Genomic DNA, 12474 nt, shown 5'->3' on the forward strand with positions numbered 1-12474 from the left:
TTAGACGCAAATTGGTATCAGAAGTGGTTACGACAACACAAAGAACGTTGGACGTGGGGTACACTGTCCCCGTCGTGAAAAATTTGTCGGCTCCCCGCGGGGCCGGACGGGAGGACCTAAAAATGAGCTTTGCGGACTGGAAGGACAAGAGGACGGGCTTCAGGCGGATCGACGTGAGGGGAGTGGCCGGAAACTTCTTCCCCGGCCTGAAGAAGCAGGCGATGGAGCTTCCGGTGGGGGCGGGGCTGGAGGTCGTCCAGACCTTCGAGCCCATCCCGCTCTACGCGGTGATGGAACAGCTGGGGTTTGAGCACCACACGGAGCGGGCGACGGAGAACGAGTTTCACGCCTGGTTCTATCGCGTCGAGGTGCGCGGGGAGGATGGGACGATCCCCATGCGCCCCGCGGCGCTGACGAACTTTCCGCTGATCGACGAGGAGCTGGGCCGGGTTGCGGTGAACTTTTGGGACCTGACGTGGAACGACGCGAAGCGAACGCTTCCCTACGAGACGCGGCTCCTCCTGTCGCTGGCGAACGCGGTCGGCGCCGGGAGGATGCGTCAGGCGTGCCGGGAGCTGGTCAAGGCCTACGCGCAGGGGGTCGATTCCGCGGCGTTGGGCGACGTGTTTGAGCTGTTGGCGTGGAATCAGGGGATTGGGTTCTTCAGCTCGGAGATCGGGCCGTCCACGCTGTTTCAGGCGTACAAGACGATCCGGCAGCAGGAGAAGCTCGGCAAGAGCCGCGAGGAGATCGGCGCGCTTTTGCTGGAGCGCTTCGGCGAGAAGAATCCGGAGGTCGCGGTGCAGTAGCGGCGGGTCGGCCCCTTTTGGCGCCGGGCACAGGGCCTGCGTCTGGCGCCGTTTTGCCTCAAGGCCGGTTCGGTCCGGCGTCCCCGGACAGGAGGACGAAGTGGTTCCTGTGGAACGCGATCAACCCCGCGTCGCGCATCTTCCCCAGCTCCTTGGAGAGCGCCGTCCGTTCGACGCTCAGGTAATCGGCCAGCTGCTGGCGGTCGAAGGGGAGGTCGAACTCCCCGCTGCGCCGTTGGATGGAGACGGAGTGCAGGTAGGCGAGGACCTTGCCGCGGATGGTCTTGGGCGACGTGTGGAAGCTCCTGCCCGACAGGGCGAGGTTCTTGCGCGAGGAGATCGTGAGGAGGTTGCTCAACAGCCGGAGCTGCCATGGGGCGGCATGTCCCGACGGGGCCTGGAGCCCGTCAAGCCGAAAGAACAGGACGCGGCAGTCCTCATTGGCGCAGACGTCCACCAGGAGCACGGACCCCTTCAGGAACGCATAGGTCTCGGCGAAGAATTGTCCCGGCCCGACGTGGCTGAGGATCGTCCGGTTCCCCCAGACGTCGTCGCTCTTGATCGTGACGCTGCCCTCCAGCACCAGCCCCATGCTGTCCGTCGTCTCTCCGGCGCGCAGCAGGGTTTCTCCCCTGGCGTAGCGGCGCTCGTGCGCGCAGAGGGCCTCCAGGGCCGTTTGGACCTCCGCCGCGTCCATGCCCCGGAACAGCTCCGTCTCGTTGAGCGGCGTCCCGTCCCTGTCCAGAAGCGATCACCCTTTCCATAAGCTCCATGAGCGCAAAAGCGGCAAAAAAGCGGGGAGCCGACGACCGGCTCCCCGACGACTACGCCTTCGGTTGACCGGCGGAGCCCTCCTCCGCGGCCTTCCTGCCGTTGAGGTCCTCCTCCCAGGTGATGAAGGAGTGGTAGTAGATTCGGTCGTCGTCGTCCAGCCCGCGGGTGATCTCCGTGATGTGCGTGTGCCGCGCGTGTACCTGAGCCAGCACGAACTCCACGGCCACCATGGGCTCCGTCCTGGCGCCGCAGGTGTAGATGTCGAGCGCCATGTAGTTGGCCTCCGGCCACGTGTGTACGGAGAGGTGCGATTCGCTGATGACCACGACGCCGCTCACCCCGTTCGGGGGAAAGCGGTTGAACGATACGGACCAGACCTGAGCGTGAGCCCGTCTGGCGGCCTCCACCAGGATGTCCTGAAGACGGACGACGTTCGTGATGGTCTCGTCACATCCGGAAGCCTCCACGATGAAATGAACCCCTTTTGGCGACAACGAGCCGCGCCCCCTCCCAAATCAAGATAATGCGGCGCGGCCCTCCCTGCGCAGGGAGCCGCCGCAATTCCAGCCTTGAGCGAAAGCCGCGGCAAAATTGTACCGATAAAGGCTGTCGTTGTCAAACAACGTCCCCGCAGCGCCTGATGTGTCCGCGAACGGCCTCCCGCTCCGCTTCTTCCGCTTCGGGGTGCAGGAAGGCTGAAAACTGCGTCCTTTTCGGGTAAAATAACGGTGTCGTCTTGGACCTTCAGGGAAGCGGCAGGCGGGGCCGTTCGCCTGCTTCGTTCGATACCAGGAAAGGGGCCTGTTCCATGAGCCGTTTTTTCAGCGCGAAGTATAAGAGCCTCATGCCCTACGTTCCGGGCGAACAGCCGCGGGATCGAAAATACCTTAAGCTCAATGCGAACGAGTCGCCTTTCCCCCCATCCCCCAGGGCCGTGGAGTACGCCTCCGAGGCCTCGAACCTGCTGAACCTCTACCCGGACCCGGACTGTACGGGGCTGACGACCCGCATCGCGGAGCTGTGTGACGTGGCGCCGGAGGAGGTGCTGGTGGCGGGCGGGTCCGCCGCGATCCTGAACCTCGCCTTCATGGCCTTCTGCGACCGCTACCACCCCGCCGCCTTCCCCGAGGTCACCTGCGGGCTCTACAGGGTGCTGGCCGAGCTGAACGGCGTCCCCTTCAAGGAGATTCCGCTGGAGGAGGACTTCACCATCCGCGCGGAGGAGTACATGGCCCTGGGCCGCACCCTCTTCATCGCGAACCCCAACGACCCCACCGGCCTGGCCATGCCCATCCCGGACCTGGAGGGCATCGTGCGGCGCACCCCGGACAACGTCGTCGTCATCGACGAGGCCTACGTGGGCTTCGGCGCCACCAGCTGCCTGCCGCTGATCCATCGGTACGGGAACCTGCTGGTGACCCGAACCTTCTCCAAGTCCTGGTCCCTGGCGGGGGCGCGGCTGGGCTTCTGCGTCGGCAACCCGGACCTGATCGAGGACCTCCGCAGGGTGAAGGACTCCATCAACCTCTGCAGCATCGACCGTGTGACCATGGCCGCGGGGCTGGGAGCCCTGTCGGACGTGGAGTACACGACGAACAACTGCCGCCTCATCCGCGAGAGCCGCCGCTTCGCCGCGGACGGGCTCGCCCTCCTGGGCTTCGACCTCACGGACTCCGTCGCGAACTTCCTGCTGGCCCGGCATCCGCGGGTGGACGGCAGGGCGCTCTACCTGAAGCTGCGCGAGAAGGGCGTCCTGGTGCGCCACTTCGATCACCCCGCCCTCGCGCAGTACAACCGCATCACGGTGGGCTCGCTGGAGGACATGCAGCAGCTCCTCAAGGTGCTGAAGGAGATCCTTGGGGAGGACGAGTGAGGCGCAGGGGAGGGCTGATACCAAATCGCGCTAAAAGAAATGCTTAGTGCTCTTGGCCCCCCCTGATGAAGCAACCCCTCCGGTCCTTCGGACCACCTCCCCTTTCAGAGGAGGCAAGGCAGGCTTTTGGCCCTCCTGTAAGGGGGGCTGGCGAGCCCCAACGGGGCGAGACTGAGGGGTTGGCCCCCCTGCAAGGGGGGCTGCCCTACAGGGGCTGGGGGGTGTTGTCGAGCGTGAAAAACAACCCCTCTGGCCCTTCGGGCCACCTCCCCTTTCAGGGGAGGCAATCTATTAAACGCGAATTGGTATGAGGCGACAGGGCCTGGAGTTCGCTCTGCGGCTTCGGCGGTTCGCCGCGGCGGGTATCATAATAATAATGAAGGAAACGGCTGTCGGAGGGATTTGCGATGAGGGACGGAGCAGGGCGGTGAGCGGCGTCCGGGGAGCGGCGCAGCGCGGGGGCGGCGCGGACATGACGCGGGGGGACGTGTTCCGGCACATCTTCTATTTTTCGCTGCCCTTTTTGGCGGGGAACGTCTTTCAGCAGCTCTACAACATGGCGGACACGTGGGTGGTGGGGAACTACGTGGGCGACGAGGCCTTCTCCGCCGTGGGGACCGTGACGCCCGTCATCAACATGCTTATCGGCACCTTCATGGGTTTCTCCAGCGGCGCGGGCGTCGTCATCTCGCAGTACTACGGCGCGGGAAACCGCCAGCGGGTCCACGACGCCGTCCAGACCGCCGTGGTGATGACCGCCGTCCTCAGCGTCGTCTTCACGATCGTGGGCAAGGCCATGACGCCCCTCATGCTGCGCTTTATGAGGACGCCCGAGGACGTCCTTCCGGAGTCCATGGCCTACCTGGACGTCTACTTCTCCTACATCGCGGGGCTCCTGTTCTACAACATGGGGGCGGGGATCCTGCGCGCGGTGGGGGACTCCAGGCGCCCCTTCTACTACCTCGTCGCGGCGGCCTTCGTCAACGTCGTGCTGGACCTGGTCCTCGTCATCGTCTTCGGCCTGGGCGTGCGGGGCGTGGCCTACGCCACCGTCGTCTCCCAGGGGATATCGGCCCTGCTGGCCTTCTCCCTCCTCCTGCGCACGGACATGAGCGTGAAGCTCACGCTGCGGGACCTCAGGGTCGATCTGAAGCTCCTGTGGAAGATCGTCCGGGTGGGGGTGCCCGCGGCGGTGCAGATCGGCATCGTTTCCTTCTCCAACGTCTTCGTCCAGTCCTACATCAACCAGTTCGGCAAGTACTGCATGGGGGGCTGGACGGCCTACCACAAGATCGACCAGCTGATCTTCCTGCCCATGCAGTCGCTGGGGCTGGCCGCCACCACCTTCGTGGGGCAGAACCTGGGGCGCGGTCTGGCGGACCGGGCCCGCCGGGGGGTGCGCACGGCGCTCCTCTGCGCCGTCGCCGTGACGCTGGCGGCCTCCACCCTGGTCGTGGCCCTGGCGCCTCAGCTGGTGGCCGTCTTCAACCCGGAGCCGCGGGTGGTGGAGTTCGGCGCGATGTTCCTGCACTTCCTGACGCCCTTCTACGTGCTCTGCTGCGTCAGTCAGGTGTACACGGGAGCGCTGCGGGGGGCCGGCAACAGCAAGGTCCCCATGGTGATGATGATCTTCTCCTTCGTCGTGTTCCGCCAGTGCTACCTCTTCGTCGTGTCCCGGTACGTCAGCAACACGCCCCTGAGCATGGGGATGAGTTACCCCGCCGGCTGGATGGTGAGCAGCATCCTGGCCGCGCTCTACTACGGCCACGCGCGCCTGGAGGCCACCCGGCTGGTGGAGCGGGGCGAGGTGCTGAGTGCGGAGGAGGCGTAGGGCCCCTCAGGGCGCGTCCCGCCCCGTCTCGTTGTAGATGAGGGCCATGAACTCCAGGTCCGAGTCGGAGTTGTTCTCGATGCTGTGCCAGTGGCCGGCCTGGATGAGGCAGACGTCTCCGGCGCGCACCCTCGTGACGCTCCGGTCGTTGTCGATGAAGTCGCCCTCTCCTTTCAGGATGTAGAAGGGCTCCGTCTCGCCCACGTGCTGATGCCAGCCGATGCTTGACTTCGGCGGTAGGACGATGCGCGCGTAGAGCCGTCCGTGCCCCATCAGCTCGTCCTTCGACAGGACGTGGTGCACCCAGGCGGGACCCTGTCCTCCTCCAAGCCCGCTAGCCTCCATGGTCCTTTCTCTTCTCACCATGACCCTTCCTCCGTTCCGGCCCCGCACTGCGGCAGGCCTCCGTCTTGGTCTATGCCACGCCCGGACGCGCACATGGCGCTGAAGCACAAGGTGGCCTCCGGATCGCCCTGCTCCGAGGCCAGGCGCCACCACCGCACCGCCTCGCGGTCGTCCTGCGGCGCCCCACGCCCGTGGGCGGACATCCAGCCGAGGCGGCACTGGGCCGCCATGAAGCCCCCCTCCGCAGAGGCCCGGTACCACCGCGCCGCCTGCTCCTCGTCTGGCGCGACGCCGCAGCCGTAGACGTACATGTCCGCGAGGTAGAACTGGGCCCTTGCGCTGCCCCCTTCCGCCGCCGCGCGATACCAGCGCGCGGCCTCCGCCACGTCCCGCCCTACGCCCTGGCCGTTCTCGTACAGGACGCCGAGGCAGAGCTGAGCGTTCGGCTCGCCCTGTTCTGCCGCCGCGCGATACCAGCGCGCGGCCTCCGCCGCGTCCTGCGCCACGCCCCGGCCGTTCGAGAACATCCTGCCGAGGCGGTACTGGGCGCCCGCGTCCCCGCCTCCGGCGGCCGCAAGGAGGGCCTCCAGGTCCGGCGCCTCGTTTCCACCGTCCCCGGACGGCTCCGCAAAGAGATCATCTTCCATAGGGTCCTTTTCCATTTGAACGTTTGAACCTCCCCGCACCGATCGCCGCGCCCTCCGGCCGCGTTGGGTCCTGGGCGCGCTGCTCCACCTGTTCATTATATCCCAACCGTCGCCTGCCTCAGAACCTGCGGTCGGAGGCGCAATGGTAAAATAGCGGAAGGAGACGCGCCCTGCGGAGGGCGCTCCGTCGGGCGATCTTATTTTGGAGAGGGGCATGTTTGCTTTGGGTGCGAGGGACGACGTTTACGCGGCGCTGAGGGAACTGGGCCTGTCCTTTGAGGTGGACGAGCACGAGCCGGTCTTCACCATCGAGGAGATGGAGGCCCTGGGGCTGACCGGGAAGGGGATGGTGGTGAAGAACCTGTTCCTGCGGGACCAGAAGGGGAAGAAGCACTTTCTGGTGCTGCTGCCGTCGGACCGGCACGCGGACCTCAAGTCCATCGGAGAGCAGTTGGACGCGGGGAAGCTCAGCTTTGCCTCCGAGGAGCGGCTGGCGAAGTACCTGGGGCTCTCCAAGGGGTCCGTCACGCCCCTTGGGATGATGAACGACCAGGAGCACGCCGTGGAGGTGGCCGTGGAGCGCAGCTTGACGACGGAGCCGCGGCTGGGCGTCCACCCCAACGAGAACACGGCGACGGTGTGGCTGTCGTGGCAGGACCTGAAGAAGTACCTCGAACACTTCGGCGCGAGGATGCGGACGATCAAGCTGTAGAAAAGACGGGCCCACGGCTGTTGCCGCGGGCCCGTCGCGCGTCAGGCGTGCTCCCCTTCGGGGACTTTGTGGTGTACGTGCAGCATCTCGTGCGAGCGGCCCTTGACGACGTTCTCGTAGAGGTAGGTGATGATGGGGTTCTCGTCGCTGCTCCGGATGCCGGACATCTTGTCCGCGCTGTAGAGTCCCGAGGCGCGCTCCCGCTTCACGGGGGTCAGGCCGTAGGGCTGGCCCGCGCCGCCGACGCAGCCGCCCTTGCAGGACATGACCTCCACCAGGTGGTAGCTTCGGCTGCCGTCGAAGATCTCCGCGATGAGCTGCTGGGCGTCCTTCATGCCGTGCACCACGGCGATGCGAATCTCCTGGCCCGCGAGCGTCAAGGTGGCCTCCTTCACGTTGTCGAAGCCGCGGATGGAGGTCATCTCGATCTTCTCCGAGGACAGGTACTGCTTGTTGCTGTTCAGACAGCGGCGGACCACCGCCTCCGCCACGCCGCCCGATGTGCCGAAGATCACGCCTGCGCCGGAGCCCAGGCCGAGGGGCATGTCCGGGGCCAGATCCACCAGCGCGTCGAAGTCGATGCCGGCCTCCTCGATCATCTCGATGAGCTCCTGAGTGGTCAGGACGTAGTCCGTGTCCGGAACGCCGTTCGTCCGAAACTCCTCCCGCGCGGCCTCCATCTTCTTGGCCGCGCAGGGCATGATCGCCACGCTGCAGGTCTCCCGCCCGTCCGCCTCCGCCTGGGCGTAGTACGCCTTGATCACCGGGGAGAACATCTGCATGGGGGAGCGACAGGTGGAGAGGTGCTTCAGGAGGTCCGGAGCGCAGTTCTCGCAGTATTTCACCCATGCGGGGCAGCAGGAGGTGAACATGGGGAAGGGCCCGCCGTCCTCGAGCCGCTGCATCAGCTCCGCCGCCTCCTCCATGACGGTGAAGTCCGCGCCGAGGGTCGTGTCCGTCACGTGGTCGAAGCCGAGGGTTCGCAGGGCGGCCACGACCTTGCCGATGCTGTTGACGCCGGGTTCGAGGCCGAAGCGCTCCCCAAGCGCCACGCGGACGGCGGGCGCGATCTGGGCGACGACGCGCTTTTTGGGGTCGAAGATGGCCTTCCACACGTCGTCGATGTGCCGCCTGACGCGGATGGCGTTGGTGGGGCACACCGCCGCGCACTGGCCGCAGCTGATGCACCGGGTGTGGATCATGGGCTCGTTGAAGGCCGGACGGACCCGCGCCTCGGAGCCTCGGTTGACGAAGTCCAGTATCCCCATGCCCTGGATCTCGCGACACACGCGCACGCAGTCGCCGCACAGGATGCACTTGTTGGGATTGCGGACGATCGCGTAGGAGGACTCGTCCTGGGGCAGGCGCTCCCGCGTGTCCTCGAAGCGAACGCGCTTCACGCCGTAGCGGTGGGCCAGCATCTGGAGGCGGCAGGAACCGCTCTTGGAACAGACCGTGCAGTCGCACTCGTGGGCCGCCAGCAGGAGCTCGAGGATCATCCTGCGGTAGCGCAGCAGGCGGGCGGTGTTGGTGCGGATCTCAAGCCCGTCCCTCGGCTCCATGGAGCAGGAGGAGTCGATCTTCCCCCGCGCGTCCTCCACCACGCACATCCTGCAGGCGCCGTAGGTGGACAGCTCGCTGTAGTAGCAGAGCGTCGGCATGTCGATGCCGGCCTTGTGGATGACGGCCAGGACGTTCTTCTCGTCGGTGAACTCCACCGGCCGTCCGTTGATGATCATCGTCCCCATTTACCACGCCTCCCGAATCGCCCCGAAGGGACAGTTTTCCATGCAGGCGCCGCATCGGATGCACTTGCCGTCATCGATGAGGTGCGGGGCCTTCACCACGCCGCTGATGGCGCCGACCGGACAGCTCCGGGCGCATTTCGTGCAGCCCCTGCACTGCGCCGCGTCGATCTCGAAGCGCTTCATCTTCTGGCAGACTTTGGCCGGACAGCGCTTCTCCGACACGTGGGCCTCGTACTCGTCCCGGAAGTAGCGCAGGGTGGAGGTCACCGGGTTGGCCGCAGTCTTGCCCAGCCCGCACAGGGCCGTGTTCTTCACGGTGTCCGCCAGCTCCTCCAGCAGGTCCAGGTCCTCCGGCCGGCCCTGGCCCCCCACGATCCGTTCCACGATCTCAAGCATCCGCTTGGTGCCCTCGCGGCAGGGCACGCACTTGCCGCAGCTCTCCCGCTGGGTGAAGTTCATGAAGAAGCGCGCCACCTCCACCATGCAGGTGTCCTCGTCCATGACCACGAGGCCGCCCGACCCGATCATGGCCCCGATCCGCTGCAGGCTGTCGAAGTCGAGGGGCAGGTCGAGGTGCTCGTCGAGGCACAGGCATCCTCCTGAAGGGCCGCCGATCTGCACGGCCTTGAACTTCTTGCCGTTTCGGATGCCGCCGCCGATGTCGAAGATGATCTTCCGGAGGGTGGTCCCCATGGGGACCTCGATCAGGCCGGTGTTCACCACGTTTCCGGTGAGGGCGAAGGCCTTGGTGCCGGGGGAGCCCTCCGTGCCGATGCCCCGGAACCAGTCCGCGCCCTCCTGAACGATCTTCGGGACGTTGGCGTAGGTCTCCACGTTGTTGAGCACCGTGGGCTTCCCGAACAGGCCCTGCTCCACCGTGCGGGGCGGCTTCACGCGGGGCATGCCGCGGTTGCCCTCGATGGAGGAAGTCAGTGCGGAACCCTCGCCGCAGACGAAGGCCCCCGCTCCCTGGTTGATGTGCAGCTTGAAGCTGAAGTCCGTTCCCAGGATGCCGTCGCCCAGGAGCCCCGCCTCCGTGGCCCGTTCGATGGCGGTCCGCAGGCGCTTCACCGCCAGAGGGTACTCGGCCCGCACGTAGATGTACCCCTCGTCGGATCGGGCGGCGTAGGCGGCGATGGTCATGCCCTCGATCATCCGGTAAGGGGCCCCCTCCATGATGGAGCAGTCCATGAAGGCTCCCGGGTCCCCCTCGTCGCCGTTGCAGACGACGTAGTGCTTGGGAGCCTTCTGACGGAGGACGGACTTCCACTTCTTCCCGGTGGGGAATCCGGCCCCGCCGCGGCCCCGGAGGCCGCTGCGGTCGATCTCGTCGCAGACCGCCTCGGGCGTCATGTCGTGGAGCGCCTTGCCCAGCGCCGCGTAGCCTCCCCTCGCGATGTACTCGTTCAGGTCCACCGCGTCGATCTTTCCGCAGAACTCTAGCACGTTGTGGGTCTGCAGCCTGTAGAAGGGGATCTCGTCCTCCGTGCGGCAGGTGCCGCCCTCCGCGCGGTAGAGCAGGCGCTCCACCACCTCGTTGCCCTTCAGAGAGCGCTCGAAGATCTCCTGGCAGTCCTCCAGGCTAACCCTCGTGTAGAGCACGTCGAGCGGCTGAATGTGTAGGAGGGGCCCCATCTCGCAGAAGCCGATGCAGCCGCTCTTCTTCATGCCAAGGTCCCGGTGCCCCGGCTCGAGCCCCAGTTCCACGGAAACGCTCAGCCCCGCTCCCTCGCAGAGCTCTCTCAGACGGTCGTAGATCTTGAGGGACCCTCCGGCCACGCAGCCCGTCCCGCAGCAGACGACGACCTTCTTGTCCTGAAGGGCCAGGCCCCTTTCCGCAGCGGCCTGCCGCTCCTTCAGCTCCCGGACGCTCGCGATGCGCGTCATCCCGCCCTCGCCTCCTTCCCCCGAATGGACTCCAGAAGCTCCCTGGCCTTGTCCACCGTCATCGTGGGGTGGACCTCGTCGTCCACCACCACCACGGGCCCCAGCCCGCAGGCTCCAAGGCAGGAGACGATCTCCACCGTGAAGAGCATGTCGTCCGTCGTGCTCTGCGCCGCAGTCAGGCCCAGCTCCTTCCGGATCGCCCCCAAGATCGTGGCGCCCTTCCGGACGTGGCAGGCCGTCCCGTCGCAACAGCGGATGATGTGCTTCCCCTTCGCGTTCAGGGAGAAGTTCTCGTAGAAGGTTGCGACGCCGTAGACCTTGGAGATGCTGACGTGCAGGTAGTCCGCGATCATCTCCAACGCCGGACGCGGAAGGTAGTTGTAGAGCGCCTGTACCCCCTGCATGATGGGTATCAGGTTCGTCTGGTCAGCCGTGTGGCGCAGCAGAATGTCCCGAATGCGTGAAACGTCAACGTCCGTATATCTCATAGAAGCCCCCCCTTAAGTAAATGAGACAAGACGGAAACAGATGAAAAGAACGCCAGATCCACGCGCCGTTCTCAGCGCGACACAAGACTGGCAATCAGCTATTGTATTATAAAGACAAGTGAAATAATTTGCAAGACGCCTGGAGGGGTGGTATCGTTGTTCTTGCGATAACGTCATTCTACAGGCGAGAAGCTGTCATGGTGCGAAAGGCACTGAAGCGCGTGAGGGGCGGGCGACGGTTGCGGCGATTTTTGAAGGAGGCAGGCGTCAAAGCATGGCTCTGAACGCTCATTCGCGAAGGCCAGTTCCATCGTAAAGCAGCAGCACGTCGCGCGGTGCCACCCCCAACGCATGGGGAAGAAAGCCTGGTCTTCTGTCCTTAGGCAGACGCTGCCACAGGGGTTCGCTGTCAGGAGACTGTCCCTCAAAACGAAACTCCAAAACCCACTCGAAGGGCTCCTCCATTTCGCCTGTAAAGCGCACCCTGCGCCTGTTTTCCATGCAGTCGGCGCTGAAGTAGTGCGCGCGGATTCCCACAGCGGTAAGGCCGTCGCGCACAGGAGCCTCCGTCGTGAAGCGGACTCCCCAGTCCGGAACTTCGACCTCGCGCTCTCCAACCCGGCAGGCCGGCGCCACGTTCTTGCATCCGGATAAGACGGCAGCCGGTACGCTCCCCGGGTCCGCAAAGAAGTCCTTCGTGTCCTTCATTGCCAACAGCCTCCCGTCGTCAATCACGGCAACGCGGGAACACATTCTGGATACTTCGTTCCTGTCGTGAGTTACCATAAGGACGCCGCGGCCGTAACCCTTCAGCACATCCCGCAGCTGTATCTCAAGCCTCAGCCGCAGGTAACTGTCCAGCGCTGAGAACGGTTCGTCCAGCATGAGAAGCTTGGGTCGGTTGACAAGAATGCGCGCCAACGCAACCCGCTGCGCCTGGCCCCCGGACAACTGGCTGGGACGGCGACCTGCCAGACTCGTCAACTGAAGCATATCGAGAGCCTCTGCCGCTTTCTCCTCACGCTTTTTTCTGTCCCGCTCCCAGCGCAGACCGCAAAGCACATTCTGACGCACGGTCATATTGGGGAACAGTGCATAATTTTGAAACAAATAGCCAACCCGCCTCTTTTGCGGCGGAAGGTTGATCCGCAATTCAGAGTTGAACAGAACCGTTTCATCCAGAACAATGAGGCCCTTGTCGGGTTTTTCTATGCCGGCGATGCACTTGAGCGTCATGCTCTTGCCAGAGCCGGACGCGCCCAGAAGCCCAACGATCTCGTCCCCGCTCTCAAAGGATGATTTCAGGTGAAAACCGTCCAGTTCTTTTTCAATATCAACTAGAAGACTCACGTCGCTACTC

General features: G+C 65.0%; 12 protein-coding genes. 4 read left to right on the top strand and 8 right to left on the bottom strand.

The genetic code is table 11. From position 1 onward, the window contains the following. Nucleotides 1-122: 122 nt before the first annotated feature. Nucleotides 123-809, top strand: a complete 687-nt coding sequence (locus ACK28C_RS05780) for a DUF2249 domain-containing protein (protein WP_015556982.1) — start codon at nt 123-125, stop codon at nt 807-809. A 58-nt stretch (nt 810-867) separates the two neighbouring features. Here ACK28C_RS05780 and ACK28C_RS05785 read toward each other — a convergent pair whose 3' ends face one another. Continuing rightward, entirely contained in the window at nt 868-1506 is a 639-nt protein-coding gene (locus tag ACK28C_RS05785; RefSeq protein ID WP_015556983.1) for a Crp/Fnr family transcriptional regulator, read from the bottom strand. A gap of 127 nt (nt 1507-1633) precedes the next feature. Next, nucleotides 1634-2077 (bottom strand): adenosylmethionine decarboxylase, encoded by a 444-nt coding sequence (gene speD, locus ACK28C_RS05790; protein WP_208873743.1) that lies wholly within the window; start codon nt 2075-2077, stop codon nt 1634-1636. A 314-nt stretch (nt 2078-2391) separates the two neighbouring features. On the opposite strand from speD, the gene ACK28C_RS05795 reads away from it, so the two are divergent. Next, the gene (locus tag ACK28C_RS05795; protein ID WP_015556984.1) at nt 2392-3456 is read left to right on the top strand and encodes a histidinol-phosphate transaminase; all 1065 of its coding nucleotides are present in this window, start codon (nt 2392-2394) and stop codon (nt 3454-3456) included. A gap of 307 nt (nt 3457-3763) precedes the next feature. Then, nucleotides 3764-5287, top strand: coding sequence for an MATE family efflux transporter (locus tag ACK28C_RS05800; RefSeq protein WP_208873745.1), 1524 nt, complete (start codon nt 3764-3766; stop codon nt 5285-5287). Between the two features lie 6 nt (nt 5288-5293). On the opposite strand, the gene ACK28C_RS05805 is transcribed toward ACK28C_RS05800, so the two are convergent. Together ACK28C_RS05805 and ACK28C_RS05810 are read right to left on the bottom strand one after the other, a co-directional pair. Then, on the bottom strand, nt 5294-5653 hold the full coding sequence (locus ACK28C_RS05805; RefSeq protein WP_208873747.1) for a cupin domain-containing protein: 360 nt from the start codon (nt 5651-5653) through the stop codon (nt 5294-5296). After that, the gene (locus ACK28C_RS05810; RefSeq protein ID WP_015556985.1) at nt 5647-6294 is read right to left on the bottom strand and encodes a tetratricopeptide repeat protein; all 648 of its coding nucleotides are present in this window, start codon (nt 6292-6294) and stop codon (nt 5647-5649) included. The genes ACK28C_RS05805 and ACK28C_RS05810 overlap by 7 nt, the downstream gene beginning before the upstream one ends. Nucleotides 6295-6493: 199 nt before the next feature. On the opposite strand from ACK28C_RS05810, the gene ACK28C_RS05815 reads away from it, so the two are divergent. Further along, on the top strand, nt 6494-6991 hold the full coding sequence (locus ACK28C_RS05815) for a prolyl-tRNA synthetase associated domain-containing protein (RefSeq protein ID WP_208873749.1): 498 nt from the start codon (nt 6494-6496) through the stop codon (nt 6989-6991). 41 nt (nt 6992-7032) lie between these two features. Here ACK28C_RS05815 and ACK28C_RS05820 read toward each other — a convergent pair whose 3' ends face one another. The 4 genes from ACK28C_RS05820 to ACK28C_RS05835 form a co-directional block, all read right to left on the bottom strand. After that, nucleotides 7033-8739 carry a [FeFe] hydrogenase, group A gene (locus ACK28C_RS05820; RefSeq protein WP_015556986.1) on the bottom strand — a complete coding sequence of 569 codons (1707 nt, stop codon included), beginning with the start codon at nt 8737-8739 and terminating at the stop codon, nt 7033-7035. Then, a complete protein-coding gene (locus ACK28C_RS05825; protein WP_015556987.1) occupies nt 8740-10626 on the bottom strand; it encodes an NADH-quinone oxidoreductase subunit NuoF in 1887 nt (628 codons plus the stop codon). Further along, nucleotides 10623-11114 carry an NAD(P)H-dependent oxidoreductase subunit E gene (locus ACK28C_RS05830; RefSeq protein WP_015556988.1) on the bottom strand — a complete coding sequence of 164 codons (492 nt, stop codon included), beginning with the start codon at nt 11112-11114 and terminating at the stop codon, nt 10623-10625. The genes ACK28C_RS05825 and ACK28C_RS05830 overlap by 4 nt, the downstream gene beginning before the upstream one ends. A 288-nt stretch (nt 11115-11402) precedes the next feature. Beyond that, entirely contained in the window at nt 11403-12464 is a 1062-nt protein-coding gene (locus tag ACK28C_RS05835; protein ID WP_409152595.1) for a sulfate/molybdate ABC transporter ATP-binding protein, read from the bottom strand. Nucleotides 12465-12474: the final 10 nt, after the last annotated feature.

Origin of the sequence: Fretibacterium fastidiosum, from assembly GCF_964642095.1 — a bacterium.
GTDB classification, from domain to species: domain Bacteria; phylum Synergistota; class Synergistia; order Synergistales; family Aminobacteriaceae; genus Fretibacterium; species Fretibacterium fastidiosum.

What these genes read in the sequence shown, in the direction of transcription:
- ACK28C_RS05780 (WP_015556982.1), top strand. Translation starts at nt 123, where the DNA reads ATGAGCTTTGCGGACTGGAAGGACAAGAGGACGGGCTTCAGGCGGATC.
- ACK28C_RS05785 (WP_015556983.1), bottom strand. Translation starts at nt 1,506, where the DNA reads ATGGACGCGGCGGAGGTCCAAACGGCCCTGGAGGCCCTCTGCGCGCAC.
- ACK28C_RS05795 (WP_015556984.1), top strand. Translation starts at nt 2,392, where the DNA reads ATGAGCCGTTTTTTCAGCGCGAAGTATAAGAGCCTCATGCCCTACGTT.
- ACK28C_RS05800 (WP_208873745.1), top strand. Translation starts at nt 3,764, where the DNA reads ATGAGGCGACAGGGCCTGGAGTTCGCTCTGCGGCTTCGGCGGTTCGCC.
- ACK28C_RS05805 (WP_208873747.1), bottom strand. Translation starts at nt 5,653, where the DNA reads ATGGTGAGAAGAGAAAGGACCATGGAGGCTAGCGGGCTTGGAGGAGGA.
- ACK28C_RS05810 (WP_015556985.1), bottom strand. Translation starts at nt 6,294, where the DNA reads ATGGAAAAGGACCCTATGGAAGATGATCTCTTTGCGGAGCCGTCCGGG.
- ACK28C_RS05815 (WP_208873749.1), top strand. Translation starts at nt 6,494, where the DNA reads ATGTTTGCTTTGGGTGCGAGGGACGACGTTTACGCGGCGCTGAGGGAA.
- ACK28C_RS05820 (WP_015556986.1), bottom strand. Translation starts at nt 8,739, where the DNA reads ATGGGGACGATGATCATCAACGGACGGCCGGTGGAGTTCACCGACGAG.
- ACK28C_RS05825 (WP_015556987.1), bottom strand. Translation starts at nt 10,626, where the DNA reads ATGACGCGCATCGCGAGCGTCCGGGAGCTGAAGGAGCGGCAGGCCGCT.
- ACK28C_RS05830 (WP_015556988.1), bottom strand. Translation starts at nt 11,114, where the DNA reads ATGAGATATACGGACGTTGACGTTTCACGCATTCGGGACATTCTGCTG.